This is a genomic window from Jatrophihabitans sp., from assembly GCF_036388195.1.
In the GTDB taxonomy this organism is placed as follows: Bacteria; Actinomycetota; Actinomycetes; order Mycobacteriales; family Jatrophihabitantaceae; genus Jatrophihabitans_A.
On the sequence record NZ_DASVSG010000121.1, the window covers coordinates 1 to 26,275 of the forward strand.

Here is a 26,275-nt window from a genome sequence, read left to right on the forward strand (position 1 = left end):
CACCGTCGCTGGGCTGCGGAGGTGTCGGCACGCAGCGCGATCAGGCGGCCGTCGTCGCGTACCTCACCCAGCAGGTCACCGGTCATGCGCTCGATGACGACCTTGACGTGCGGCCAGTTCTGCCGGAGATCGGCCCAGGGATCGTAGGGGGCGGCGAGGCCCGCGGCGCTGCTCGGAAGGCGCCGGGTGCTGGGGGGCGAGGTCATGGGGGGATTATTGAGCAGGCATCTGACGATCCTGTGCGGGTGCCCCCTCAGCGCTGAGGGGGCTCCACCGAGCCACGGCGGGCCGCTTTCGGCGCCGCTGTTTTCGCAGCCGCCTTCGACGTCGCTTTCGTGGCTGTCTTCGGTGCTGCCTTGGAGGCCCGCTTGCCGTCCAGCTCGGTCACCTGCTTGCTGGCGGCGGTGGTGGGCTGGAGCATCGCTCGGATGACCTCGTCCACCGCGCGTCGTTGCCGGCGGTTGAGCCGGCTGGACTCGGCCGGTGGCCGGTACGGCTCGGTCACCTCGTTGGGCAGGGCGGCCGCGGTCCGGAGCTTGGTCATCGGGACCTTGAGAACCTTCGACAGCGCCTGCAGGGTGGACTCGTCGGGGGTCCCGTGGTTGCCCCGCAGGTACCGTGCCGCGGTGTCGTGATTGAGGCTGAAGCCCAGCTCCCGGGCGGTGCGAGCGATGGTGCGGGCGCTCAGGTTGGCGGTGTTCGAGGCCTGCAACAGCTCAGACAATGCGGTCATCGAGCCGGCTCGCGCTTCGTCGATCCAAACCCGTCGTGGACGTTCCGTCGTGCAGCCATGTTGTAGACAGTAGCGGCTCGGAGATTCGGCAATGCGGGCGATCGCCCGGTCTGGTGCAGCAACCGTGCCGCCGCGCCGCATCCGGCCGGCGCCGGCCCGGCAAGGAGCGGGTAGGACGGGTCAGCGTCCGGGCGGCTCCGCCGAGCCGCGCCTGGCGGCCTTGCCACGCGCCGGCCGGCTGCCGCGACGGGCCTCCAGATCGGTGACCGGCTGGCTGGCCGGGGCCGGCTGAAGCATCGCCCGGATGACCTCGTCGACCGCTCGACGCTGGCGGCGGCTGAGCCGGTCGGCCTCCGCCGGCGGCCGGTAGGGCTCGGTGACATCGGCAGGCAGCGAGGCGGCTCGGCGCAGCTTGCCCAGCGAGACTCCGAGCACGGTGGAGAAGGCCTGCAGCGTCGACTCGTCGGGGGTGCCGTGCTCGCCGCGCAGGTAGCGGGCAGCGGTGTCGTGATTCAGGGTGAAGCCGAGCTCTCGTGCCGCCTGTGAGATGGCGCGAGCGCTGAGGCCCGTGGAGTTCTCAGCCTGGAGCAGTTCTGACAGCGCGCTCATCGCGGACTGGCCGAGAACGGCCACCCGCCGCGGCCGGCTGCGGATCCGGTACGTGCAGACATGATGTAGACAGTATCGGGTCATACCGACTGCCGGGCCAGTTGGCGAAGGTGATGTCGGGACGCGTCGCGGGCGGCACCGGACGCCGTCCTGCCGGGGGTAGGCAACCCGGAGGCAGCGACGGATCGAGGTGGCTGACAGCGCCGGCCGGGACGCGCTTCCTCACCCAGAACGCTGCCAGTGACAGACCATTTGGGGTGATGTAGCGTCTGTCACACTCGAAACAGACCGCACGGAATTTTCTCACCGGAAGCAGGGGTGCACGGTTGAAAATGACCACGTACCCCCGCTGCCGGGTACCTCTCATCAGGGCCATTCAATGCTCTTCATGCTCCACCCCTCCCTGCGCTAGCAACCCGCGGTGGCCGGCATGACCGCTCACCACATCGACATCTTCATCTTGCTGGCAGCCCTCACTGTCTCCCACTCCCTTACGGCCCGGCACATCGAGCGCCTGCGGCGCAGCCTCACCGAGGGCAAGGTGCACAACCTGCTGGACGTGTGGACCGTGGCCGGAGCGCTGCTGCTGCCGACCGCGCTGGTGGTGCCGTTGGTCCTGATCTCCTACGGCGCCGAATGGCCGTCCCGCAAGAGTGTCAACGGTGGCCGTCCCGCGCGCTACCTGATCAGCGTGGCCATCGTGATCGCCGCGGCGTGCGCTGCTGCGACAGTGCGCCAGCACACCACCGGACCGCTCGGCATCGCCGCGGCGGTGCTGTCCTGGACCGCCGTCAATTCGGTGCTCATCGCGGCGGTGGTGTGGGGGTCTGACGACCGTGGTCTGCTCCGGCAACTGCTCGGCCTGCGCAACCAGGTAGCCGACACCCTCACCAAGCTGACCGGGGTCGTGCTCGCGCTGCTCGTGGGCTGGCACCCCGTCACCGGCCTGGTGGTGTTGCCGCTGGTCCTGGCCGGACACCGGCTGGCGCTGCGGGACTCGATCAGGACCACCTCGGCCTACGACGCGAGCGTGCGCATGTGGTCGGAGTCCGGCTGGCGGGTCCAGGCCGCCGAGAGCATCGCGACCGCGCCGGGCTGCGTGGCGCTGGTGCTGATCGATCCGGCGCAACCCCGCAGCGAAGCAGCGATCGCCCAGTGCCTGCGCGGGGTGTTGCGGGCCAGCGACCCGGTGGGCCGGTACGGAACCCGGCAGGTCGCGGCGCTGGTCCAGGTGGACATGGAGGCCGTCGGCATCATCGTCACCGAGCGGGTCCGCGCCAGGCTCGACCAGGCCGGAATCGCCTGCGTGGTCGGCGTCTCGATCAGCGTCGGGGAAGGATTGGGCGAGCTGCTGCTCCGGGCAGGGTCAGACCTCATGGCGCGCCGGGAGTCAGCAGGCATCTCCGCGCGCTGGTGACCGCTGGACGAAGCGTCTGGCGGCACTAGCTGAACCGTCTGAATACCACGGTGGACGCCCCGGATCATGCGGGCTGTCGCGTAGGACACGGCACAGAGTGTCTGATAAGTGACAGGACGTCAGACATTTCGGGTACTTTGAGTCCCAAAATCCGGCCGATGCCGGATGCAGTGTGTCGAACGGGGGATTCATGCAACTGCGGAGTCGGCGGGCACTCGCTGATTACATCGACCTCTTGGGGGTCTCAGAGCGGCAACTGGCGCGCAGCGCCGGATTGAGTCATTCCACGGTGAACCATCTCGTCACAGGCCGGCGCAACAGCTGCTCGCTGCGCACCGCCGTCGCCATCGAACGAGCGCTCGACTGTCCACCCGGCCTGCTCTTCTCGCCGGATACCGACGCCGACCGGCTGGCGATGTACCGGCTGTGGGCCGACTCCGAAACCCGGGCCGGAGGTGGCGACAGCTGACTCAGGCGGTCGTCCGCGCCGGTCGGGCTTGCCGCCCGGCCGGCGCGCTCACACGCTGAGGCACAGGGTCTGGCCCAGGGCCTGCCGTTCGCTGAGCTCGGCGATCAGCTGGTAGGAACGCAGCCGGTCTTCGAGGTCGTAGATCTGGGTGGTGATCATCAGCTCGTCGGCGCCGGTGCGCCCGAGCAGCTCCTCGAGCTGGCCGGCCACCGTCCGGGCCGAGCCGAGCGCCTGGCCGACCTTGCGCTGCTCGACGAACGCACGCTCGGCGGGGCTGAATTCGTAGCCGGCGGCCTCCTCGGGGCTCGGCAGCCGGATCGGCGCACCGGCGCGCAGCCGCAGGAACGCCAGCCAGCCCGGCTTGGCCAGGTACTCGGCACGCTCGTCGGTGTCGGCGCAGGTCGCGCTGACCGCCACCATCGCGTAGGGCTCGTCCAGCCACTGCGACGGCCGGAAGCTGCGCCGGTAGACCTCAAGCGCCGGCTCGGTGTAGGCGGCCGAGAAGTGATGGGCGAAGGAGAACGGCAGGCCTAGCAGCCCGGCCAGCCGCGCGCTGAAGTCGCTGGAGCCGAGCAGCCAGACCTGGGGCAGCGCGGCTGCGGTGGGCACTGCCTGCAACCGGGCCGGGTCGCCGGCCAGCATGCTGATCAGCTCGGCCAGCTCGGCGGGGAAGTCCTCGGCCGACAGGCCCTGCATGGTGCGGCGCAGCGCCAGGGCGGTCCGCTGGTCGGTGCCCGGCGCCCTGCCGATCCCGAGATCGATCCGGCCGGGATGCAGCGACTCCAGGGTGCCGAACTGCTCAGCCACCACCAGCGGCGCGTGGTTGGGCAGCATCACCCCGCCGGACCCGACCCGGATGGTGCTGGTGACGGCTGCCAGGTGGGCCAGCAGGACGGCCGGCGACGAGCTGGCGATCGCGGGCATGTTGTGGTGCTCTGCCACCCAGAAGCGGTGGTAGCCCCAGCTCTCGGCCCTGCGGGCCAGCTCGGCGGTGTTGCGCAAGGCCTCGGTGGTGTCGCCCTTGCTGCTGACCGGCGCCAGATCCAGAATGGATAACGGAACATGCTTCACGTCGGCTGCAACCGTCCGGTCGCCGGCGATCTTCCCGGCCCTGGGCCGTGTGGTCAGCTTCCGGCCCCGGGGCGGTCGGCCGCGTTTTGGTATCGGGTCGACTCGTGAGTAAACTCAACCGTTGGCGCATGCCGTCGGTTTCCATGCCCAGGTTTCTGGGTCTCTCGCTGTGGCCGCGAGTGGTGATCGGCCCTCATCGACAAGCGCCGGACGCAGTTCGTCGATGCGGTAACCCCGTGCCTGCTGACTGCGCCCGAACTGTAGAGACGATACGCAACGAAAAGCGGAGGACATGGCCAAAAAGGACGGGGCCATCGAGGTCGAAGGCAAGGTGGTCGAGCCACTGCCCAACGCGATGTTCCGGGTGGAGCTGAGCAACGGGCACAAGGTGCTTGCTCACATCAGCGGCAAGATGCGCCAGCACTACATCCGCATCCTGCCCGAAGACCGGGTCGTGGTGGAGCTCTCACCGTACGACCTCACCCGCGGGCGGATCGTCTACCGCTACAAGTAAGCCGACCGATGAAGATGGCTGCCGCCCGAGTGCGGCGGCCATCGCGTTCGAAACCAGGAGCAACAGACGTGAAGGTCAAGCCCAGCGTCAAGCCGATCTGCGACAAGTGCAAGGTCATCCGTCGCCATGGCCGAGTCATGGTCATCTGCGACAACCTGCGCCACAAGCAGCGTCAGGGCTAGCGGTAGCACCACCCAGCAGTACCCCAGCACGCGCACTCCTCCCCGTTCCACCCGGCCAGCCCGGTGCGGAGCGGGGTCACCCCCGGTCGGAGGCCGGGGCCGCTGCATCGGGGCTGATCCGTCAGCACCCGGTGGGGCAACAGCGGACGGATGCGCACAACACCTCCGAAGGAACGAAGGAGATCGCCCCGAATGGCACGTCTTGCCGGCGTTGACCTGCCCCGCGAGAAGCGGATGGTCATCGCGCTCACCTACATCTACGGCGTCGGACCGACCCGTGCGAAGGAAACCCTCGAAGCGACCGGCATCAGCCCGGACCTGCGAGCCCGTGACCTGAGCGACGAGGACCTGGTCAAGCTGCGCAACTACCTCGAGGGCAATTACAAGGTCGAAGGTGACCTGCGCCGCGAGGTCGCTGCCGACATCCGCCGCAAGATCGAGATCGGCTGCTACCAGGGCCTGCGGCACCGCCGCGGCCTGCCGGTGCACGGACAGCGCACCAAGACCAACGCCCGTACCCGCAAGGGCCCGAAGAAGACGATGGCCGGCAAGAAGAAGGCCAAGAAGTAGCTCGTCGCCCCGGGCCCCCGGCGCACGCCGCGGTCCGCCCTCCGACTTCGTTCCGATCAACCCTCAGGAGCTAAAGGCAGATGCCTCCCAAGACTCGCGGCACAGGCGCCGTGAAAAAGGTCCGTCGCAAAGAGAAGAAGAACGTCGCGCACGGCCACGCTCACATCAAGAGCACGTTCAACAACACCATCGTCTCCATCACCGACCCGACCGGCAATGTGATCAGCTGGGCCTCGGCCGGCCACGTCGGCTTCAAGGGCTCCCGCAAGTCGACTCCGTTCGCCGCGCAGATGGCCGCCGAGAACGCCGCCCGCAAGGCGCAGGAGCACGGCGTCAAGAAGGTCGACGTGTTCGTCAAGGGCCCGGGATCAGGCCGCGAGACCGCGATCCGGTCGCTGCAGGCCACCGGGCTCGAGGTCGGCACCATCTCCGACGTCACTCCTCAGCCGCACAACGGCTGCCGTCCGCCCAAGCGGCGGAGGGTCTGAGTCGGGTCTGAGGATTAAGGAGAGATAGAAATGGCTCGTTACACCGGACCCGCGACCCGCATCTCGCGCCGTCTCAACGTCGACCTCGTCGGTGGCGACGCCGCCTTCGAGCGCCGCCCGTTCCCGCCCGGACAGCACGGCCGGGCTCGCATCAAGCAGAGCGAGTACCTGCTGCAGCTGCAGGAGAAGCAGAAGGCCAAGTACTCCTACGGCGTGCTGGAGAAGCAGTTCCGCCGGTACTACGAGGAGGCCACCCGGCGCACCGGCAAGACCGGTGACAACCTGCTGCAGATCCTCGAATCGCGGCTGGACAACGTGGTCTACCGGGCCGGCCTGGCCCGTACCCGCCGCGCCGCCCGCCAGCTGGTCAGCCACGGCCACTTCCTGGTCAACGGCCACAAGGTCGACATCCCCAGCTACCGGGTGAGCCCGCTGGACATCATCGACGTCCGTCCTAAGTCGCTGGAGACCACGCCGTTCCTGATCGCCCGCGAGACCCTCGGCGACCGGCCCACCCCGGCCTGGCTGCAGGTCATCCCGTCCAAGCTCCGGATCCTGGTGCACCAGCTTCCCGAGCGGGCGCAGATCGACATCCCGATCACCGAGCAGCTGATCGTCGAGCTGTACTCCAAGTAAGCCCGGTCAAGGCCGGGAGGGCCGTCCCGTATCGGGAGGGTCCTTCCCGGCCTGGCCGCACAACTGAATACCTCACCCGAGCGTCATATAGCGGTCGCTCAAGAGTGTGCGAAGGAGCACCACCTTGCTGATTTCACAGCGTCCGACGCTGACCGAAGAGGTCGTCGCGGACAACCGTTCCAAGTTCGTCATCGAGCCGCTCGAGCCGGGCTTCGGCTACACGCTGGGCAACTCGCTGCGGCGCACCCTGCTGTCGTCCATCCCGGGCGCGGCGGTGACCAGCATCCGGATCGACGGCGTGCTGCACGAGTTCACCACCGTCGAAGGCGTCAAGGAGGACGTCACCGACCTGATCCTGAACCTCAAGGAGCTCGTCGTCTCCTCCGACTCCGACGAGCCGGTCGTGATGTACCTGCGCAAGCAGGGCCCCGGCGAGGTCACCGCGGCCGACATCGCGCCGCCGGCCGGTGTCGAGGTGCACAACCCGGACCTCAAGATCGCCACGATCAACAAGAAGGGCCGGCTCGAGATCGAGCTGATCGTGGAGCGGGGCCGTGGCTACGTCACCTCCGTGCAGAACAAGCAGCCCGGCCAGGAGATCGGCCGGATCCCGGTCGACTCGATCTACTCCCCGGTGCTGAAGGTCACCTACGCGGTGGAGGCGACCCGCGTCGAGCAGCGCACCGACTTCGACCGGCTGGTGGTCGACGTCGAGACCAAGTCCTCGATCAGCCCGCGCGACGCCGTCGCCAGCGCCGGTCACACCCTGGTCGAACTGTTCGGTCTGATGCGCGAGCTGAACGAGGAGGCCGAAGGCATCGACGTCGGCCCGTCGCCGACCGAGGTGGCCGACATCGCGGCGTTCTCGATGCCGATCGAGGAGCTGGACCTCACCGTCCGGTCCTACAACTGCCTCAAGCGTGAGGGCATCCACACGGTCGGCGAGCTGGTCGGCCGCAGCGAGGCGGACCTGCTCGACATCCGCAACTTCGGCTCCAAGTCCATCGACGAGGTCAAGGTCAAGCTGCACGGCCTGGGCCTGTCGCTGAAGGACAGTCCGCCCGGATTCGACCTGAACGCGGTGGTGGACTCCTACGGCGGCGAGGAGTTCGGCGACGACACCGACTACGCCGAGACCGAAGAGCTGTAACTCCCACGTTGACCGCAGCCGGTGACCGCCGGGAGGACCGGCGGTCCAGGCCCGAGAAACCTTTCCTCTAGGAGCAAGTCATGCCCACGCCCACCAAGGGTCCTCGCCTCGGCGGCGGTCCGGCACACGAACGCCTGCTGCTCGCGAACCTCGCGACCGCGCTGTTCGAACACGACCGGATCACCACCACCGAGGCGAAGGCCAAGCGGCTGCGCCCGCTGGCCGAGAAGCTGATCACGTTCGCCAAGCACGGTGAGCTGCACGATCGTCGCCAGGTTCTCAAGGTCATCCGGAACAAGGACGTGGTGCACAAGCTGTTCGCCGAGATCGGCCCGAAGTTCTCCGAGCGTCCCGGCGGCTACACCCGGATCATCAAGGTGAACCCCCGCAAGGGCGACAACGCCCCGATGGCCGTCATCGAGCTGGTGGAGGAGCTGAGCGCGGCTGCCCGGGTCGTCCGGGAGGCCGAGCGGTCCCGCGGCACCAAGGTCGCGCCGTCCAAGGCCCCGACCGGCCGTACCGCCGAGATCGCCCAGGACGCGGCCAGCGAATCACCGACCGCCGCTCGGGTGGCCGGCGACGCCGAAGCTGCCTCGAACGCTGAAGCCTCGAACGCTGAAGCTGCCTCGAACGACGGCGCCGAGGCCGTCGACGAGAGCGGCGCGGTTGACGCTGTTTCGGCAGGCTCGGCCAACGTCGGCGAGTCCGACGTTATTTCAGCAGGCGGCGCCAACCTCGGCGAGTCCGACGCGGTCGAGTCCGGCACGGCCGACGACGCTGTCGTCGACGCGTCGCTGACCGGCGATGCGGCGACCGAGGAAGCCGTGGCCGACGATGCTGCCGCGACCGAGGCTGCCGAGGACGAGGGCAAGTAGGCGGTCCGCCGTCCGCGGCGGCGCAGCGCATGAGCACACCGGCCGAGCCCGCCTTCCCCACCGGGGGAGGCGGGCTCGTCCGGTTGCGGCTGGATCTGGGTTACGACGGGACCGGCTTCGCCGGCTGGGCCGTGCAGCCGGGGCTGCGGACCGTCCAGGGCGTCCTGGAAGAGGCGCTGGGCACGCTGTTCCGAGTGCCCAGGGTGCCGGTGGTGGTGGCCGGGCGCACCGATGCCGGGGTGCACGCCAGCGGCCAGGTCTGCCACTGCGACGTCGACGCTGAGGGCTGGGAGCAACAGCGGGACCGGATCATCCGCAGGCTGGCCGGGCTGCTGCCGCCGGACGTCCGGGTGCATTCGGTGGCGGCGGCGCCGGCGGACTTCGACGCCCGGTTCAGCGCACTGTGGCGCCGCTACCGGTACCGGATCTCTGACGCCGAGCACGGCCCGGAGCCGCTGCGGCGGCTGGACACCGTGGGCTGGCGACGACGGCTGGACGAAACGGCGATGCAACAGGCCGCCTCGAACCTGCTCGGCCTGCATGACTTCGCCGCGTTCTGCCGCCGGCGGGAGGGCGCCACCACCATCCGGTCACTCCAGCGACTGGAGGTGGCGCGCACCGGTGACCTGATCGAGCTGACCGTGCAGGCGGACGCCTTCTGCCACTCGATGGTCCGTTCGCTGGTCGGTGCGCTGGCCGCGGTCGGTGAAGGCACCCGCCCGGCGGGCTGGCCGGCCGAGTTACTCAGCCGGGACCAGCGTGCCGACGAGGTCGTTGTCGCCCCGCCGCAAGGTCTCACCCTGCTCGCGGTGGGGTACCCGCCGGAGAATGAGCTGGCGGGCCGTGCCCAGCAAACCCGCGCTAAACGGGAGCCTACTGACTAGGCATTAGATCTTTATTTACGCTATGTCCATTTTCTTCTTCCGGGGGTACTCTTCGGCGCAATAGACATTTTGTCTATACTGAAGGGCTCGGGGGGCGACATGATCCCGGTGTTGAAACCGCTCGGTTGGGAGTCGATCGAATCGGGTGTGCGGATAGTGCTGGATCCGCGGGAATCGATCGAACTGGCTGACGAGGACGGCTCGATCGCTGCTCTGCTGACGCTGCTGACCGAGGGTCGTCACGATGCCGCCGGGCTCTACCACGCACTCAACCCCGCCTTCCCGGCAGTGTCGCGGGAAGACGTGCTGGACGCGATCGGGGCTTTGGACGAGCTGCGCCTGATCGAGGACCGCGACCGGACTGGCGACCTGACCGAGGACGAGAGGTTGCGCCATTTCAGCAACCTGGCCTTTCTCCGGACGTTCTCCACCCTCGAGGCGAGCGCTGAGACGATGGTCCGCCGCCTCCGCGACTCGCACGTCCTGATGCTCGGCGTCGGTGGCCTCGGCTCGAATGTCTTGCAGAACCTCTGTGGCCTCGGTGTCGGCCAGCTGACGCTGGTGGATCGAGACGACGTCGAGCCGCGCAACTTCGCGCGCCAATTCGTCTACCGCGCGCAGGACATCGGCCGGCCGAAGATCGAGCGGGCCGCGGACTGGGTACGGGAGTTCGATCCGCAGATCAAGGTGCGGACCATCCGCGCCGACTTCACCGATGCCGCGAGCGTCGCCGAGGTGGTCGACTCGACGCGCCCGGATGCGGTGTGCGCGGGGGTGGACTCCCCCGCCGAGATCGACCAGTGGGTCAACGCTGCCTGCGTCCGGGCCGGTGTTCCGTTCGTACGGGGCGGCATGATGGTCACCGAAGGTGTCATCTGGTCGGTGCAGCCGGGTCAGAGCGCGTGCCTCGCGTGCCCGACGGACTCCGACGACAGCTCCGGTCGGGTCGCCAACTCTCTTCTGCACCAACAGGGCGTGGCCCGGATCAACCGAGGCGCCGGGCCGGTCGCGACCCTGCTCGGCTCGCTCGTCTCATTCGAGCTCCTGCGATATCTCACGGGGTTCACCGCTCCGCGCTACGCGGGCGCGTCTGTGGTCATCGATCTGGCCGGAGACTGCGACCTCACCATCACTGCTCGCTCACGCCGGCCGGACTGCCCGGTATGCGGCTCGGAGCTACCGGCGCCGGAACCCGAAGCGGTCGCGGCTGCCGGCGGATAGCCGGACCGGTGATCAACTCTGTACCGCCCCCATGGAAGAGGTGATTCGACATAAAGATCCAGGTACGCAAGATCGAGCAGACCCGCCTGACGAGCATTTGCAAGGTCGAGTTCAACTGCGACAGCTGATCGCCAGCAACGCAACGAGCGGTGAGACCGCACTGCGGTTTCAATGCTCGGAGCTCACTGGGTCGATCTTGCGAATAGGCCTCTCCGTTTAACGTTATGCGGTTTACCTATTCGGGCATGGGAGGGAGGTGATTGCCATGAAGATTCAGGTACGGAAGGTGGAGCAGACCCGCCTATCAGCATGTTCGGACCCCCAGGCTTGCTGCTACTGCGACAGCTAAATCACCAGCAAGGCGACGAGCAGTGAGATCGCGCCGCGGCCGCACCGTTCGGAGCTCACCAGGCCCATCTTCGCGAACACACCTCTCTGATCAGGTGTTACGCGCCCTTACCCATGCAAAGGAGGTGATCGCACATGAAGATCCGAGTACGGAAGGTGGAGCAGGTCCGCCTGACGATTCCTTGTGATCCGGAGCTGGGCTGCACCCCCTGGGACAGCTGATCGACAGCAACGCTTCGGGCGGTGAGATCGCGGCTGCGGTCTCACCGCTTGAACCTCGAAGTCCAGTCCAGTCGGTCACTCGTCCGCCCCGCGCTATGCGGCGTGATATGCGGTGGTCGACCCCTAGCTGCCGGCGGATAAAACCGACCAGGTGTCGAGCGTTGGTTCCCCTACACATTCCTACCTGCGAATAGGAGGTGATTGCCATGAAGATCCAGGTACGCAAGGTGGAGCAAACCCGCCTTACGTCGACTTGCCGCATCGACCTCGACCCCTGCGACAGCTGATCGCTAGCACGGCCACGAGCGGTGGGAGCGCCACTGCGGACTCACCGCTCGGACCTCGGAACCGAGGACAGATATGACGATCTCTCAACGGCAAGCATCCGCCGTGCAGGCGGCTGCCGCCAGACTTTCGCTCGTCGCCGAGGGCGATGACGTTCTGGTGGGAAACCCCGCTACCGCCACCTTCGTCGCCGTGCCAGCGGTAGGCGGAGTGGTGCTGTCGGCGCTTGCGGACGGACGCTCGGTTACCGAGGCAGCCGCTGCTGCCTTCGAGCACAGCCAGGTCGAGGTGGACGTCGAGGACTTCCTCGCCACCCTCGAGGAGGCGGGAATCCTGGTCTATGAGGAGGGCCCCGCGCTTTCCGGCGAAGTCCGGTGGGTCAGCGGTGTGCCGTCGTGGCTGGCCCGTCCGCTGTTCGGCAAGGTGGCCTGGTTCTGCTATGCCCTTGCCCTCGTCTTCGTGCTGGTGGCATTGGCGGCTGAGCCCGCGCTGCGACCATCGTTCGAGGATTACCTGTTCCTGCCCGACCCGGTGCTGTGCATCCTCTGCGCGTACGCCATCTCGGTGGTCATCATGATCGTGCACGAGGCCTGGCACTGGTTGGCAGGACGGGCGATCGACGTGCCGGCGCGGTTCCGGCTCAGCTACCGAGGCATCTTCCTGGCGGCCGAGACCGACCTGTCGCTGCTGCTGACCCGCCCGCGCCGCCAGCGGTACGGGCCGATGCTGGCGGGGCCGGCATTCGACATCAGCCTGCTCGCGCTGGCAATCGGTCTGCGCTGGGCCTACTTCGACCTGGGCCTGCCGCTGCCCGACGTTTTGGCACGGCTGCTCGGCACGCTAATCCTGATGACCATCGTCAACCTGGTGCTGCAGTGTGCGATCTTCCTGCGCACCGATCTGTACGCGGTGCTGGCCTGCGCGTTGCATTGTGACAATCTGTATCGGACCAGCTGGCTGACCATGAAGAAACGGTTGCTTCCGATGTCTGCCGAGGAGTCGGCAGAACTGGAATCGGCCAGCCGGCGCGATCGCTCGGTCGCCCAGTGGTTCAGCATTCTCTACCTGGTAGGCATGTTCGGCCTGTTCTGGTTCCTGCTGACCTTCCTGCTGCCTGCCACCGTGGGAGGGCTCTCCTGGATGATCCCCAATATTCTGAGCTTGAGTACCGGCAGCCTCGCCTTCTGGGAGTCGGTAGCGGTCGCGCTGCTGAGCGCAGCGAGCACCCTCGCGCCTCTCCCGCTGGCGCTCCGGGAGCGCCGGCTACGGCGGCTGGGCAGGCTGTCGTGAACGCGGTCGCCCTTCGCCGCCTCGGCTGGTGGCTGGTTATCGCCGGTCTGATGTGCGCCGCGGTCGGCGTCGCGGTGAAACAGCAGCTGCCGCGACTGACCGGGTCAGCGGTCGGCTCGGCGTCGGCGTCCGAGCGAAGCGAGCCGTGCCTGCCCGGCACCGCCGTCGCCATTATGAAGAGCCCGCACCTGTCGGTCGCCGCGTTGGAAAAGGTCCAGTACAACTCCATTCCGCCGACCTCCGGACCGCACTTCCCCATTCCGCCTACTCCGGGGATCTACGACACCCCGCTGCAGACAGGCTCCTTCGTGCACGCCGAGGAGCACGGCCACGTCATCATCACCTACTCGCCTTCGCTGCCGGCTGCCCAGGTGTCGGCGCTCAAGGACATCGCCAAGGCCCACCGAGGGGATGTGCTGATGACTCCCTACCCGGCCCTTACAAAGGGTATTGCGCTGGCGGCATGGGGGAGGCTGGAGCGCTTCGAGCAGGTCGACCGGCCGGGCATCGAGCGGTTCATCGTGGCTCTGGCCGGCCGGTACGACCACCGCTGGGTGGGTTCGCCGCGGTGCTGACCTACCCTTCAGGCCCGGAAGGCCAGGTTGTCCCGCCCGCACCAGTCCAGGGCTGCCGGCCAAGGCCCGTAGCCGGTGGCCGCAGTGAGCGCGCCGGCCCCGGCGATCACGGTGACCGCCATCTTCAGCCGGGTGCCGAACACCTGAGCCACCCCGCTCGGGCAGTGCGGATCGTCGTCGCCGCCGACCAGCACAGTGCCGTCGGCGGCCCGCCGCAGCGCGTCCACCGGCAGCGGCACGGGGCGCAGGAAGTCCCAGCCCGGCACCGGCAGGTCCGGGGCCGGCGGCGCCACCAGCGCGACCCGGGACGGTCTCGGCGCGGCGGCTCCGGCATCAGTGCCAGCCGCCGGGTCAGGGGCCGCGCTGCCGGCCGCATGGTGCATCCACAGCAGGCAGGCGGCCGAGTGCGCGAGCAGGTCGAAGCCGTCGTCGGGCAGGCCTGCCAGGCACTCGCGCAAGGCCGCCAGGCAACCGGCCAGGTCAGCGGAGTCCAGAGCCGGCCAGGAGGCCACCCGCACCTCGCGGCCGGCCTCGCGCAGCCGGCCGGCGAGCCAGTGCTGCCAGTCCTGCTCGCTGGCGCCCAGCGGGCCCGGCAGCAGGACGGTGGGCACGGTACGGGTGGGTCGGCGGGGCATCAGCGCAGCTTACGACGGCCTCAGCGCACCAGCGGCCTCAGCGCACCGGGAGCCTCAGCGCACAGGGCAGCCTCAGCGCACCAGGCCGAGCAGCAGCAGCGCCTGGGCGAGGTGGTAGCTGATCGCGACGGTCAGCGGAGCCCATCCGCGCCGCACCACGAACCGGTCGGTGGCCAGCACCAGATCGGAGAAGCCGAACAGCACGATGCCGGCGGCCAGCCACAACGAGCTGGTACCGATCCCGAGCACCACCGTCGAGCCGAGGACGGCGATGTAGGCCGCGACCGCGATCGTCAGCGCGTTGCCGCCCTCGGTCTGGGCGCCGGCGAGGATCCGGTGGCCGAAGGCGAGCAACGCCAACAGCACCAGCACCAGGCCGAAGCCCAGGCTGAGCTGGTCGGCGCCGTAGCCGAACAGGGCCGCGCAGTAGCAGAGATGGCCGAGCAGGAAGCTGGCCAACCCGGCGGCGAACAACGGGTTCGGGGATCGCGGCCCGGCGTCCGGCCTGGCCGGCGGGGCACGGTGCGCGCCACCGGCCGGCCGGGCTGCCGGAGCCACCGGCCGGGCGGTCGCCACCAGCTCTCCGGTGTCCGACCTGACCGCCTCGGCCATCGACACCGCGGCGGCCGGCTGCTCGGATGAGGACGCGCCGCGCGGCTCGGGGTGGCCGGACGGGGCGAAGGACAGCGCGACATCGCCGATCAGCCCGAAGCACAGCGCCAGCACCAGCCAGCCGTGCACCCCGGAGTGCTCCGGCTTCGCGGTCAGCGCCGCGGCCAGCAGGGCCAGCAGCACGGCAGGCTTGAAACACCGCTCCAGCAGCCGGGATCCGGCAGCCACCGCCGCCCAGTCGAGCACAGCCAGGATGGCGGCGACGGCCATCCAGACCCACCCAGCCGCTGTCATTTGGCGCCAGACTAGCCAGCTCCGGGTCACGAGGGCGCTATCTGGGCCTTACAACACGGCCCCGGGATTGAGGATGCCGAGCGGGTCGAGCGCGTGCTTGATCCGGCGGGTCAGCGCCATCACGTCCGGGCCCAGCTGGTCGGGCAACTGCGCCTTCTTCAGCCGTCCGACGCCGTGCTCGCCGGTGATCGTGCCCTCCAGCGAGATGGCCAGCGCCATGATCTCGGTGAAGGCGCGACCCGCCCGCGCGGTGGAGGCCGGATCGGCGGCGTCGTAGACCACGATCGGGTGGGTGTTGCCGTCCCCGGCATGGGCCACGGTGGGGATCTCGATCTCGTTGCGCCGGGCGATATCGGCGATGCCGGCCAGCAGCTCGGGCAGCCGTGGCACCGGCACCCCGACGTCCTCCAGCATCAGCGAGCCGCGCCGCTCGATGGCCGGGAAGGCGCTCCGCCGGGCGAGCGCGAAGGCCTCGCCCTCGGCCGGGTCGTCGGTGCTGAACACCTCGCCGGCGCCCGCGGCGGCACAGGCCTCGGCGATGACCGCGATCTCGGCCGCCGCGCCCGTCCCGGCGTCGGACTGGGCCAGCAGCAGCGCGCCGGCGGTCCGGTCCAGGCCCATCGACCGGTAGTCCTCCACGGCGTTGATCGAGGCCTGGTCCATCAGCTCCAGCATCGCCGGCCGGGCCAGCCGGCTGATCCGCACCACCGCGTCGGCGGCCGCCGCCACGCTGGCGAACAGCGCCACCAGGGTGCTCGGCGGCTGCTGCGCGGGCACCAGCCGCAGGACCGCCCGGGTGATCACGCCCAGGGTGCCCTCGCTGCCGACGAACAGCTTGATCAGCGACAGGCCGGCCACGTCCTTGAGCCGGGCCCCGCCGAGGCTGATCGCGACGCCGTCGGCCAGCACCACGTCCAAGCCGAGGACGTAGTCGGTGGTGACCCCGTACTTGACGCAGCACAGCCCGCCGGCATTGGTGGCGATGTTGCCGCCGATCGAGCAGATCTCGTACGAGGACGGGTCCGGCGGGTACCACAGCCCGTGCTCGCGGGCGGCGGCCTTCACCTCGGCATTCAGCGCGCCCGGCTCGACGACGGCCACCCGGTAGTCCGGGTCGATCCGGACCGCGCGCATCCGGTCCAGGCTGATCACGATGCCGCCGGCGACCGCCGACGAGCCACCGGACAGGCCGCTGCCGGCGCCGCGGGGCACCACCGGGATCCGGTGCCGGGCCGCCCACCGCATCGCGATCTGCACCTCGGCGGTGTCGCGGGGCCGCACGACGGCCAGCGGCATGCCCGCGCCGGGGTCCCGGGCCCAGTCGTAGCGGTAGTTCTCGATCAGCGCCGGGTCGGTGACCAGCGCGTCGGCGGGCAGGTCGGCGGCGAGCGTGTCGAGCGGGGTGGTCATGGTGATTGATTGTGCGCCCAGGGTTTTGCGATTGCGCGGGTGCGGGAGACTTGCCGGTGTGGGTTATGTGGATGTGCAGTCGATCCGGCACCAGCTCTCCGATGGCCGGATGCTGCTCGAGGACGTGAGCTTCCGGGTCGGTGAGGGCGCGAAGGCCGCGCTGGTGGGCGCCAACGGCGCCGGCAAGACGACCCTGCTGCGGCTGATCGCCAGCGATCTGGCGCCGCAGAGCGGAGCGGTGGCGCGCTCGGGCGGCCTGGGCGTGATGCGGCAGTTCATCGGCTCGGTGCGCGACAGCACCACGGTGGAGGAGTTCCTGGTGGGCCTGGCCGCGCCCGCGGTCGGGCAGGCCTGGGCCGACCTCAACGCCGCGGAGCTGGCGATGATGAGCGCCGATGACGAGAAGACCCAGCTGCGCTACGCCCACGCCCTGACCAACTGGGGCGATGCCGGCGGCTATGACGCCCAGGTGCTCTGGGACACCGTGACGGTGGCCGCGATCGGCATCCCCTTCGACAACTGCAAGTACCGCGAGATCGCCACCCTCTCCGGTGGCGAGCAGAAGCGGCTGGCGCTGGAGGCGCTGCTGCGCGGGCCGGCGGAGGTGCTGCTGCTGGACGAGCCGGACAACTACCTGGACGTGCCCGGCAAGCAGTGGCTGGAGGAGCGGTTGCGTTCCACCCCCAAGACCGTGCTGTTCGTCAGCCACGACCGGGAGTTGCTGGCCAATGCCGCCGACCGGGTGGTCACCCTGGAGGGCGGCACCGCCTGGGTGCACGGCGGCGGGTTCGCCTCCTACCACGAGGCCCGGGCGCACCGGCACGAGCGGATGGCCGAGGTGCGCCGGCGCTGGGACGAGGAGCACGCCCGGCTGATCGAGCTGGTCCGGACGCTGCAGCAGCAGGCCAAGATCTCGCCCGACATGGCCTCGCGCTACCGGGCGATGCAGACCCGGCTGGCCCGGTTCGAGGCCGACGGCCCGCCGCCGGACAAGCCGGAGGAGCAGAACGTCACCATGCGGCTGCGCGGTGGCCGCACCGGGGTGCGGGCGGTGACCTGCGAGCGGCTGGAGCTCACCGGGTTGATGAAGCCGTTCGACCTCGAGGTCTTCTACGGCGAGCGGATGGCGGTGCTGGGCTCCAACGGGGCCGGCAAGTCGCACTTCCTGCGGCTGCTCGGCAGCGAGCCGGTGCGCCATCAGGGCTCCTGGCGGCTCGGCGCGCGGGTGGTCCCGGGCCTGTTCGCCCAGACCCACACCCATCCGGAGTGGTTCGACCGCACCCTGGTGGACCTGCTCTGGCACGGCGAGCCGGGACGTCCGGGGGTGGATCGCGGGCGGGCGATGGCGGCGCTGCGCCGCTACGAGCTCAACTCCCAGGGCGACCAGACGTTCGGCACCCTGTCCGGGGGACAGCAGGCGAGGTTCCAGATCCTGCTGCTGGAGCTGTCCGGAGCGACCCTGCTGCTGCTCGACGAGCCGACCGACAACCTCGACGTGCTCTCGGCGGAGGCGCTGGAGGACGCGCTGGAGACCTTCGACGGAACGGTGATCGCGGTGACCCACGACCGGTGGTTCGCCCGCCGGTTCGACCGGTTCCTGATCTTCGGCGCCGACGGGGTGGTGGCCGAGTCCAGCGAACCGGTCTTCGACAGCGCCCGGGTGGCCCGGCCGCGCTGACGCCAGCACGGCCGGCTGCGCCGATTTGGAGGCGTCCCCGCCCTGGCGGTATCGTGCTCTTTTGGCACGCGTTCGCCCAGCGGCGCGTGTGGACGGCCATGTTCCGGGGTCGACCGCCGAGAGCCCTCGGTGGGACCGCGGGAGCGACGCCCAGCCACCGGCTGCGTCGTGAAGACCGACGAGAAGAGAGCGCGCCTTGCCTACCTACACCCCCAAGCCCGGTGACGTCGTCCGGTCCTGGCATGTCATCGACGCCAGCGACATCGTCCTGGGCCGGCTTGCCAGCCAGGCCGCCCGCCTGCTGCGCGGCAAGCACAAGCCGCAGTTCGCCCCGCACGTCGACACCGGCGACTTCGTCATCATCGTCAACGCCGACAAGGTCGCGGTCGCCCCGCAGAAGCTCGGCGAATTCCGCTACCGGCACTCGGGCTACCCGGGCGGGCTGTCCAAGCGGACCGTCGGCGAGCTGCTCGAGTCCAAGCCCGAGCGTCTGGTGGAACTCGCGGTCAAGGGCATGCTGCCCAAGAACACCCTCGGGCGCGCGCAGCTGAAGAAGCTCAAGGTCTACAGCGGACCGAGCCACCCGCACGCCGCGCAGACGCCCAAGGAATTTCAGATCACGCAGGTCGCGCAGTAGCGCGGATCAGCCACCTAGGAGAATTCGCGTTGACTACCCCAGTTCCCGTCGTAGGCCGCCGCAAAGAGGCCGTCGTCCGTGTCCGGCTCGTCCCGGGCACCGGCGTCTTCAAGCTCAACGGCCGCACCATGGACGACTACTTCCCCAACAAGGTGCACCAGCAGCTCATCCGTGAGCCCCTGGTGACCCTGGAGCGGGACGGCCAGTACGACATCACCGCCACCCTGGTCGGCGGCGGCATCACCGGCCAGGCCGGCGCGCTGCGGCTTGCCATCTCACGGGCTCTGATCAACATCGAGCCCGACGACCGTCCGACCCTGAAGAAGGCCGGCTTCCTGACCCGGGACGCCCGGATCAAGGAGCGCAAGAAGTACGGCCTGAAGAAGGCCCGCAAGGCTCCCCAGTACTCCAAGCGTTAACCGCGCACCGTTCGTGGCCAAATACTTCGGCACGGACGGGGTTCGCGGTCGCGCGAACGCCGATCTGACTCCCGAGCTGGCGCTGGCGGTGGCCAGCGCCGCCGCCCGGGTGTTGGCCAATCACGACGGTTCGCACCGCCCGGTCGCCGTGGTCGGCCGCGATCCACGGGTCTCCAGCGAGATGCTGGAGGCCGCGGTGGTCGCGGGCCTGACCTCGGCCGGCGCCGACGTCCGGCTCGCCGGAGTGCTGCCCACCCCGGCGGTGGCCTACCTGACCCAGCGCTATGCCGCTGACCTCGGGGTGGTGCTGTCGGCCAGCCACAACCCGATGCCCGACAACGGCGTCAAGCTGTTCGCCCGCGGCGGGCAGAAGCTGCCCGATGACATCGAGGCCGAGATCGAGGCCGAGATCGAGAGCGGCTGGCGCACCCCGCGCCCGACCGGAGCGGCGATCGGCCGGGTCACCGTGGCCGAGACCGGCGCGGCCGAGTACGTCGAGCACCTGCTGGCATCGGCGCCCACCTCGCTGGCCGGCCTCAAGGTCGTGGTGGACTGCGCCAACGGAGCGGCCTCCGCGGTCGCCGGCGAGTTGTTCGGCCGGGCTGGCGCCGAGGCGATCGTGGTGGCCGGCGAGCCGGACGGGGAGAACATCAACGACGGGGTCGGCTCCACCCACATCGACTCCCTCTCCCAGATCGTGCTGCAGCACCGGGCCGACCTCGGCATCGCCCTGGACGGCGACGCCGACCGCTGCCTGGCGGTGGACGCCGCCGGCACGGTGGTGGACGGCGACCAGATCCTGGCCATCTGCGCCCGCGCCTTGAAGGACCGCTCGATGCTGGCCCAGGACACCGTGGTCGCCACCGTGATGAGCAACCTCGGCTTCCACCACGCGATGCGCGAGGCCGGCATCAAGGTGCTCACCACCGCGGTCGGGGACCGCTACGTGCTGGAGAGCCTGACCAGCAACGGCCTGAGCCTCGGCGGCGAGCAGTCCGGCCACGTGATCTTCACCGACGCGGCGACCACCGGTGACGGCCTGCTGACCGCGCTGCGGCTGATGTCGTGCATGGCCACCGCCGGCCGGCCGCTGGCCGAGCTGGCCGCGATCGTGCAGCGGCTGCCCCAGGTCATGATCAACGTCAAGGTCGCCGACCGGGACACCGTCGCCGCCTCGCCCGACGTCCGGGCCGCGGTGACGGCCGCCGAGGCCGAGCTCGGCGAGGACGGCCGGATCCTGCTGCGGCCCTCGGGTACCGAGCAGCTGGTCCGCGTCATGGTGGAAGCCGCCAGCCAGGAGCGCGCGGAGCAGATCGCGCGCCGGGTGTCCGAGGTCGTCAGCGCCGTCTAGCGCCCGTCCGGCTGTTAGCTGCGTTACCTCCTGGCCGAGGTGGAACCGACCTCGCGTGCCGCCGCGTTGGAACCAGAGATGACTGATTCGACTCCCAAGCCCGATACCAAGCCTGACACCGAGCCCGACCCCGAGCCCGACGTGAGGCCCAAGCCCGAGCCCGAACGGGTGTCGCTGTCGTTCACCCAGCTGATGGCCAGCGTGCTCGCCGCGGTGAGCGCCTCGATCGCCGCCTCGGTGTTCGGGGTGGCAGGGACCCTGATCGGCGCGGCGCTCGGCAGCGCCATCAGCGTCGTCGGCGGCGTGCTCTACGCCCGGTCCCTGGAACGCTCCCGGCAGGCCATGCGACTCACCCTGGCGGTGGCGGCGGCCAGGCGACAGGGCGGCCGCGGCCCAGCCGACCCCGGCGATCCGCCGGACCAGAACCCGCCCGACGAGACCGGCTCCCCGGCCGGCCGCCGCCGACACCGGCTGCGGGTGGCGCTCACCCCGCAACGCCTGGCACTCGGCGCCGGCGCCCTGTTCGTGCTGACGATCGGCCTGATCACCGGCTTCGAGCTGCTCACCGGACAGCCGGTCGCCGCCAGCGTCGAAGGCCAGCGCGGCTCGGGGGTCAGCGTCCTGGGCGGCAACCAGGACGCTGGGCCTGGCGCCAGCCCGGCGCCGGCCAGCTCGACACCCCCTCCCGCCTCCAGCAGCGCCTCCAGCACCGCCCCGAGCAGCGCCCCGAGCAGCTCCGGCTCGGTTCCGTCCGGCACCAGCGTGCCCACCCCGACCGTCACGGTGACGGTGACCCCCTCGGCGACGCCGTCGGCCACCCAGCCCGCCGTGCCGCCGCCCGGCAGCAGCGCCCCGACCCTGCCCTCCAGCGACGGCGTGACCAGCGGGACCGGCAGCAGCTCCGGCGCATCTTCGGGCGGTTGACCGGTGTCGCTTCACAATTCCCGTACGCTCTAGCGCATGTGCGGCATCGTTGGCTACGTCGGTCCCGGATCTGCCCTCGAGGTGGTGATGCAGGGCCTGCGCAGGCTGGAATACCGGGGCTATGACTCCGCCGGTGTGGCGGTGATCAGCGAGTCCGGTGAGCTTCGGACGGCCAAGAAGGCCGGCCGGATCGAGAATCTCGACGCCGAGCTGGAGCGCGAGAGCGAGCGGACCGGTGGGACGCTGACCGGGCATACCGGCATCGGGCACACCCGGTGGGCCACCCACGGCGCCCCGAACGACCTCAACGCCCACCCGCACATCGACACCGGCCACCGGATCGCGGTGGTGCACAACGGCATCATCGAGAACTTCAGCGAGCTGCGGACGGCCTTGGAGACCGCCGGGGTCGAGCTGGTGTCCGAGACCGACTCCGAGACGGTCTCGCACCTGGTCGCCGCGGAGCTCGCAGCCGGCGCGCCGGACCTCACCGAGGCCACCCGGCGGGTGTGCTGCCGGCTGCAGGGCGCCTTCACCCTGGTGCTGCTGGACCGCGACCATCCCGAGACGGTGGTCGGCGCCCGCCGCAACTCGCCGCTGGTGCTGGGCCTGGGCGACGGCGAGAACTTCCTCGGCTCGGACGTGGCGGCCTTCATCAGCTACACCAAGGAGGCCGTCGAGCTCGGCCAGGACCAGCTGGTGGAGATCTCCCGCGACGGCTACCGGATCATCGGCTTCGACGGCATCGAGGTCGAGGGCAAGCGGTTCACCATCGACTGGGACCTGGCCGCCGCCGAGAAGGGCGGCTTCGACTACTTCATGCTCAAGGAGATCCAGGAGCAGCCGACCGCGGTCGCCGACACCCTGCGGGCGCACTACCTGGACGGCAGGATCACCCTGGACGAGCAGCGGCTGGACGGATCGGTGCTGCGCGAGATCGACAAGGTCTTCGTGGTGGCCTGCGGCACCGCCTACCACGCCGGCATGCTGGCCAAGCACGCCATCGAGCACTGGACCCGGATCCCGGTCGAGGTCGAGATGGCCTCGGAGTTCCGCTACCGGGACCCGGTGCTGGACCAGCAGACCCTGGTGGTGGCGATCAGCCAGTCCGGCGAGACCGCCGACACCCTGGAGGCCGTCCGGCACGCCAAGGAGCAGCGGGCCACCGTGCTGGCCATCTGCAACACCAACGGCGCGCAGATCCCGCGCGAGGCCGACGCGGTGCTCTACACCCACGCCGGCCCCGAGATCGGGGTGGCGGCCACCAAGACGTTCAGCGCCCAGGTCGTCGCGGTGCTCATCCTGGGGCTGGCGCTGGCCGAGGCCCGGGGCACCAAGTTCGGCGACGAGATCGCGGCCGAGTACGCGGCGCTGCAGGCGATGCCGGCGCTGATCACCGAGACGCTGTCGGTGGTCGAGCCGGTGCGGGTGCTGGCCCGCGAGATCGCCGGCTCCCGGGCGGTGCTGTTCCTGGGCCGGCATGTCGGCTACCCGGTGGCCCTGGAGGGCGCGCTGAAGCTCAAGGAGCTGGCCTACATGCATGCCGAGGGCTTTCCGGCCGGCGAGCTCAAGCACGGCCCCATCGCGCTGATCGAACCGGGCCTGCCGGTGGTGGTGGTGATGCCGTCCCCGGTTGCCCGGCCGCTGCTGCACCAGAAGATGCTGTCCAACATCGCCGAGATCTCCGCCCGGGGCGCGCGCACCATCGTGATCGCCGAGCAGGGGGACCTGCTGGCCGCCAAGCACGCCGCGCACCTCATCGAGCTGCCGGTGGCGCCGACCCTGCTGTCGCCGCTGCTGACCACCATCCCGCTGCAGGTGCTGGCCGCCGAGATCGCTCAGAGCCGCGGATTTGACGTCGACAAGCCGCGTAATCTCGCTAAGTCGGTCACAGTCGAATAGGTTCGCACCTGTGAGCCCAGCTGAGCAGACCTCGGTCGACGTCCTCATCGTCGGAGCGGGCCCCGTCGGCCTGTTCGGCGCCTACTACGCGGGGGTCCGGGGGTTGTCCACCGCCCTGCTGGACTCGCTGCCCGAACCGGGCGGCCAGATCACCGCGATGTACCCGGAGAAGGCGATCTTCGACGTCGCCGGCTTCCCGGCCATCCGGGGACGGGAGCTGGTGGCCAACCTGGTCGCCCAGGCGGCCCCGTTCAGCCCGAAGTACCTGCTGGGCGAGCAGGCGATCGGGCTGGAGCGCGGCGAGGACTTCGTCGTCACGACATCGTCAGGCCGGCGGGTGCGTGCCCGCGCGATCATCATCACCGGCGGGATCGGCACCTTCACCCCCCGGCCGCTGCCCACCGGCGAGGACATGCTGGGCCGCGGCGTGGTCCACTTCGTGCCCGATCCGGAGGAGTACCACGGCCTGGACGTGGTGATCGTCGGTGGCGGCGACTCGGCGGTGGACTGGGCGCTGCTGCTGGAGCCGATCGCCAAGTCGGTGGCGCTGGTGCACCGCCGGGCCGCCTTCCGGGCCCATCCGCACTCGGTCGAGGTGATGCGCTCGACGTCGGTCCAGGTCGTCACCGATGCCCAGGTCACCGCGGTGCTCGGCAACCCGGTGACCGAGGTGCAGGTCAGCGTGGACGGCCAGGTCACCTCGCTGCCCTGTGACCGGCTGGTCGCCGCGCTCGGGTTCATCGCCAACCTGGGGCCGCTGCTGGAGTGGGGCCTGGACATCCAGCAGAAGCGGCACATCGTCGTCGACACCACGATGGCGTCCTCGGTGCCGGGCGTGTACGCCTCCGGCGACATCTGCGAGTACCCGGGCAAGGTGCGGCTGATCGCCACCGGCTTCGGCGAGGTGGCCACCGCGGTCAACAACGCCGTGCGGTACCTGGACCCGAAGGCCTCGGTGTTCCCGGGGCACCTGTCGGACTACGCACCGCCGGGGACGCTGGGCTCGCCGGGCACCCCGACCACCGTGCCCGGCTCGCCGGGGACGCCCACAGCAGTGCCCGGGTGATCATCGGGGTAGGCATCGACGTGGTGCCCGTCGCCCGCTTCGAGTCCGCCAGCGTCCGCACCACCCGGCTGATCGAGCGGCTCTTCACCCGGACCGAGCGGTTCACCGCGCATGGCGTGGAACGGACCGCCGAGTCGCTGGCCGCCCGGTTCGCGGCCAAGGAGGCGGTCGCCAAGGCGATGGGCTCGCCCGGTGGCATGTCCTGGCACGACGCCCAGGTGCTGGTCGACGACACCGGACGGCCACACCTGATCGTCGAGGGCACCGTGGCCGCCAAGGCCGCCGAGCTCGGCATCCGGACCTGGCACCTGTCGCTGTCCCATGACGGCGGGGTGGCCTCGGCGGTCGTCATCGCGGAGGGCTGATCGGTGCAGGGCGTCTGGCCGGTCTCCGAGATCCGGTCGGCGGAGGGGCAGCTGCTGGCCGGCCTGCCCGACGGGGCGCTGATGGCCCGGGCCGCCCGGGCGGTCACCGTCGAGACGGTCGGAATGCTCGGCTTCAGCTACGGCGCCCGGGTGGTGCTGCTGGTCGGCCCGGGCGACAACGGCGGCGACGCGCTGTACGCCGGCGCGGAGCTGAGCCGGCGAGGCGTGGCGGTGGCCGCGGTGCTGGCCGACCCGGATCGGGTGCATGCCGGTGGGCTCGCCGCCCTGCGCGCCGCCGGTGGCCGGCAGGTCCCGCTGGCCGACGCCGGCCCCGCCGACCTGGTCATCGACGGGCTGCTCGGCATCGGCGCCCGGGGGCCGGTGCGCGAGGCGCTGGTCCCGCTGGTGCGCTGGAGCTTGGACTCTCCTGCGCCGGTGCTGTCGGTCGACATCCCGTCCGGGGTCGATCCGGATACCGGCGCCGTCTCCGGGCCGGCGGTCCGGGCGGCTGCCACCGTCTGCATGGGCGCGTTGAAGGCCGGCCTGCTGGTCGGCCAGGGCCGGCTGCACACCGGCCGGCTGCGGCTGGTGGATCTGGGCCTGGGGCCGTTGCTGCCGGAGCCGCGGCTGCTCCGGCTGGAACGCGCCGACCTTCAGGCGCCCGTCCCGGGCCCGGACGATGACAAGTACACCCGCGGCGTGGTCGGGGTGGCGGCGGGCTCGCAGGCCTATCCCGGCGCGGCGCAGCTGTGCGTCGGGTCGGCCCGCCTCGGCGGCGTCGGGGCGGTGCGCTATGCCGGCCACGCGGCCGCCGAGGTGGTGCGGCGCTGGCCCGAGGTGATCGTGTCCGACACCGTCGCCGGGGCCGGCCGGGTGCAGGCCTGGGTGGTGGGACCGGGGCTGGGCGACACCGCCGCGGCGGTCGAGTCCCTGGAGCAGGTGCTGGCCTCCGACGCCGGGGTGGTGGTCGACGCCGACGGGCTGAACCTGCTGGCCGGACGCAGGCAGCTGCTGGACGGCCGTTCGGGCGCCACCGTGCTGACCCCGCACGACCGGGAGTTCGAGCGGCTGTTCGGCGAGGTCGGCGCCGACCGGGTGGCGGCCGCCCGGCGGGCTGCTCGCGACACCGGCGCGACGGTGCTGCTCAAGGGCTTCGCCACCGTCGTCGCCGAGCCGTCCGGGCGCTGCTACCTCAATCCGGTGGCCGCTCCGGCGCTGGCCACCGCCGGCAGCGGGGACGTCCTGGCCGGCCTGATCGGGTCGTTGCTGGCCGCGGGGGTGGAGCCCGGGCTGGCGGCGGCCGCCGGCGCCTACCTGCATGCCGCCGCGGGGGTGCGGGCCGCGGCGACCGGGCCGGTTGCAGCCGGCGATCTGATTGCCGCGTTGCGGGCCGAGATCAGTGCGCTGGCGTCTGACCGGGCGTCCGGTTTGACAGACTGAAGG

29 protein-coding genes are annotated in these 26,275 nt (G+C 70.3%); 22 read left to right on the forward strand and 7 right to left on the reverse strand.

The features are described 5' to 3' along the window. The 3 genes from VF612_RS12075 to VF612_RS12085 all read right to left on the reverse strand — a co-directional run. The coding region (locus tag VF612_RS12075; protein ID WP_408660103.1) for a hypothetical protein at positions 1-206 on the reverse strand (206 nt) is incomplete at its 3' end. 47 nt (positions 207-253) lie between these two features. Then, positions 254-733 (reverse strand): hypothetical protein, encoded by a 480-nt coding sequence (locus VF612_RS12080; RefSeq protein WP_408660104.1) that lies wholly within the window; start codon positions 731-733, stop codon positions 254-256. A 180-nt stretch (positions 734-913) separates the two neighbouring features. Beyond that, positions 914-1,426: a hypothetical protein gene (locus tag VF612_RS12085; RefSeq protein ID WP_408660105.1), complete on the reverse strand. Its 513-nt coding sequence runs from the start codon at positions 1,424-1,426 to the stop codon at positions 914-916. Between the two features lie 346 nt (positions 1,427-1,772). Between VF612_RS12085 and VF612_RS12090 the strand changes: the two genes are divergently transcribed. Further along, entirely contained in the window at positions 1,773-2,759 is a 987-nt protein-coding gene (locus VF612_RS12090; RefSeq protein ID WP_408660106.1) for a hypothetical protein, read from the forward strand. Between the two features lie 190 nt (positions 2,760-2,949). Then, positions 2,950-3,228: a helix-turn-helix transcriptional regulator gene (locus VF612_RS12095; RefSeq protein WP_408660194.1), complete on the forward strand. Its 279-nt coding sequence runs from the start codon at positions 2,950-2,952 to the stop codon at positions 3,226-3,228. A gap of 48 nt (positions 3,229-3,276) precedes the next feature. Here VF612_RS12095 and VF612_RS12100 read toward each other — a convergent pair whose 3' ends face one another. Beyond that, a complete protein-coding gene (locus VF612_RS12100; RefSeq protein ID WP_408660107.1) occupies positions 3,277-4,299 on the reverse strand; it encodes an LLM class flavin-dependent oxidoreductase in 1,023 nt (340 codons plus the stop codon). A 292-nt stretch (positions 4,300-4,591) separates the two neighbouring features. On the opposite strand from VF612_RS12100, the gene infA reads away from it, so the two are divergent. The 11 genes from infA (at position 4,592) to VF612_RS12155 (ending at position 13,539) form a co-directional block, all read left to right on the forward strand. After that, on the forward strand, positions 4,592-4,813 hold the full coding sequence (gene infA, locus VF612_RS12105) for a translation initiation factor IF-1 (RefSeq protein ID WP_311421483.1): 222 nt from the start codon (positions 4,592-4,594) through the stop codon (positions 4,811-4,813). Positions 4,814-4,881: 68 nt separating this feature from the next. Further along, the gene (gene rpmJ, locus VF612_RS12110) at positions 4,882-4,995 is read left to right on the forward strand and encodes a 50S ribosomal protein L36 (RefSeq protein WP_119951654.1); all 114 of its coding nucleotides are present in this window, start codon (positions 4,882-4,884) and stop codon (positions 4,993-4,995) included. A gap of 192 nt (positions 4,996-5,187) precedes the next feature. Further along, positions 5,188-5,565, forward strand: coding sequence for a 30S ribosomal protein S13 (gene rpsM, locus VF612_RS12115; protein WP_408660108.1), 378 nt, complete (start codon positions 5,188-5,190; stop codon positions 5,563-5,565). Positions 5,566-5,645: 80 nt separating this feature from the next. Beyond that, complete coding sequence (rpsK, locus tag VF612_RS12120) at positions 5,646-6,053, forward strand: 30S ribosomal protein S11 (protein ID WP_408650774.1); 408 nt, start codon at positions 5,646-5,648, stop codon at positions 6,051-6,053. A 30-nt stretch (positions 6,054-6,083) separates the two neighbouring features. Next, positions 6,084-6,689, forward strand: a complete 606-nt coding sequence (gene rpsD / locus VF612_RS12125; RefSeq protein WP_408660109.1) for a 30S ribosomal protein S4 — start codon at positions 6,084-6,086, stop codon at positions 6,687-6,689. Positions 6,690-6,813: 124 nt separating this feature from the next. After that, positions 6,814-7,839: a DNA-directed RNA polymerase subunit alpha gene (locus VF612_RS12130; protein ID WP_408660110.1), complete on the forward strand. Its 1,026-nt coding sequence runs from the start codon at positions 6,814-6,816 to the stop codon at positions 7,837-7,839. A gap of 80 nt (positions 7,840-7,919) precedes the next feature. Beyond that, positions 7,920-8,714 (forward strand): 50S ribosomal protein L17, encoded by a 795-nt coding sequence (gene rplQ, locus VF612_RS12135; RefSeq protein WP_408660111.1) that lies wholly within the window; start codon positions 7,920-7,922, stop codon positions 8,712-8,714. Positions 8,715-8,743: 29 nt separating this feature from the next. Further along, positions 8,744-9,598: a tRNA pseudouridine(38-40) synthase TruA gene (gene truA, locus VF612_RS12140; protein WP_408660112.1), complete on the forward strand. Its 855-nt coding sequence runs from the start codon at positions 8,744-8,746 to the stop codon at positions 9,596-9,598. A gap of 99 nt (positions 9,599-9,697) precedes the next feature. Continuing rightward, positions 9,698-10,819: a HesA/MoeB/ThiF family protein gene (locus VF612_RS12145; protein WP_408660113.1), complete on the forward strand. Its 1,122-nt coding sequence runs from the start codon at positions 9,698-9,700 to the stop codon at positions 10,817-10,819. 930 nt (positions 10,820-11,749) lie between these two features. Next, positions 11,750-12,964 (forward strand): hypothetical protein, encoded by a 1,215-nt coding sequence (locus VF612_RS12150; protein WP_408660114.1) that lies wholly within the window; start codon positions 11,750-11,752, stop codon positions 12,962-12,964. Next, positions 12,961-13,539, forward strand: a complete 579-nt coding sequence (locus tag VF612_RS12155) for a DUF3105 domain-containing protein (protein WP_408660115.1) — start codon at positions 12,961-12,963, stop codon at positions 13,537-13,539. Before VF612_RS12150 ends, VF612_RS12155 begins: the two co-directional genes overlap by 4 nt. Before the next feature lie 8 nt (positions 13,540-13,547). On the opposite strand, the gene VF612_RS12160 is transcribed toward VF612_RS12155, so the two are convergent. From VF612_RS12160 to VF612_RS12170, 3 genes are all read right to left on the reverse strand, one after another. After that, a complete protein-coding gene (locus VF612_RS12160; protein ID WP_408660116.1) occupies positions 13,548-14,174 on the reverse strand; it encodes an alpha/beta hydrolase in 627 nt (208 codons plus the stop codon). Positions 14,175-14,246: 72 nt separating this feature from the next. Continuing rightward, the gene (locus VF612_RS12165; RefSeq protein ID WP_408660117.1) at positions 14,247-15,080 is read right to left on the reverse strand and encodes a lysoplasmalogenase family protein; all 834 of its coding nucleotides are present in this window, start codon (positions 15,078-15,080) and stop codon (positions 14,247-14,249) included. Between the two features lie 48 nt (positions 15,081-15,128). After that, on the reverse strand, positions 15,129-16,490 hold the full coding sequence (locus VF612_RS12170; protein WP_408660118.1) for an FAD-binding oxidoreductase: 1,362 nt from the start codon (positions 16,488-16,490) through the stop codon (positions 15,129-15,131). A 58-nt stretch (positions 16,491-16,548) separates the two neighbouring features. On the opposite strand from VF612_RS12170, the gene VF612_RS12175 reads away from it, so the two are divergent. The 9 genes from VF612_RS12175 to VF612_RS12215 all read left to right on the forward strand — a co-directional run bounded on the left by VF612_RS12175 (position 16,549) and on the right by VF612_RS12215 (position 26,272). After that, the gene (locus VF612_RS12175) at positions 16,549-18,168 is read left to right on the forward strand and encodes an ABC-F family ATP-binding cassette domain-containing protein (protein WP_408660119.1); all 1,620 of its coding nucleotides are present in this window, start codon (positions 16,549-16,551) and stop codon (positions 18,166-18,168) included. Between the two features lie 196 nt (positions 18,169-18,364). After that, positions 18,365-18,805 (forward strand): 50S ribosomal protein L13, encoded by a 441-nt coding sequence (gene rplM, locus VF612_RS12180; RefSeq protein WP_408660120.1) that lies wholly within the window; start codon positions 18,365-18,367, stop codon positions 18,803-18,805. 5 nt (positions 18,806-18,810) lie between these two features. Next, positions 18,811-19,224, forward strand: coding sequence for a 30S ribosomal protein S9 (gene rpsI, locus VF612_RS12185; RefSeq protein ID WP_408660195.1), 414 nt, complete (start codon positions 18,811-18,813; stop codon positions 19,222-19,224). 13 nt (positions 19,225-19,237) lie between these two features. Beyond that, positions 19,238-20,575 carry a phosphoglucosamine mutase gene (gene glmM / locus VF612_RS12190; protein WP_408660121.1) on the forward strand — a complete coding sequence of 446 codons (1,338 nt, stop codon included), beginning with the start codon at positions 19,238-19,240 and terminating at the stop codon, positions 20,573-20,575. Between the two features lie 78 nt (positions 20,576-20,653). Then, positions 20,654-21,499, forward strand: coding sequence for a hypothetical protein (locus tag VF612_RS12195; protein ID WP_408660122.1), 846 nt, complete (start codon positions 20,654-20,656; stop codon positions 21,497-21,499). A gap of 36 nt (positions 21,500-21,535) precedes the next feature. Beyond that, the gene (glmS, locus tag VF612_RS12200) at positions 21,536-23,401 is read left to right on the forward strand and encodes a glutamine--fructose-6-phosphate transaminase (isomerizing) (protein WP_408660123.1); all 1,866 of its coding nucleotides are present in this window, start codon (positions 21,536-21,538) and stop codon (positions 23,399-23,401) included. A gap of 10 nt (positions 23,402-23,411) precedes the next feature. Further along, entirely contained in the window at positions 23,412-24,467 is a 1,056-nt protein-coding gene (locus VF612_RS12205; protein ID WP_408660124.1) for an NAD(P)/FAD-dependent oxidoreductase, read from the forward strand. Then, the gene (locus VF612_RS12210; RefSeq protein WP_408660125.1) at positions 24,464-24,832 is read left to right on the forward strand and encodes a holo-ACP synthase; all 369 of its coding nucleotides are present in this window, start codon (positions 24,464-24,466) and stop codon (positions 24,830-24,832) included. The genes VF612_RS12205 and VF612_RS12210 overlap by 4 nt, the downstream gene beginning before the upstream one ends. 3 nt (positions 24,833-24,835) lie before the next feature. Continuing rightward, positions 24,836-26,272: an NAD(P)H-hydrate dehydratase gene (locus VF612_RS12215; RefSeq protein WP_408660126.1), complete on the forward strand. Its 1,437-nt coding sequence runs from the start codon at positions 24,836-24,838 to the stop codon at positions 26,270-26,272. Positions 26,273-26,275 lie beyond the last annotated feature (3 nt).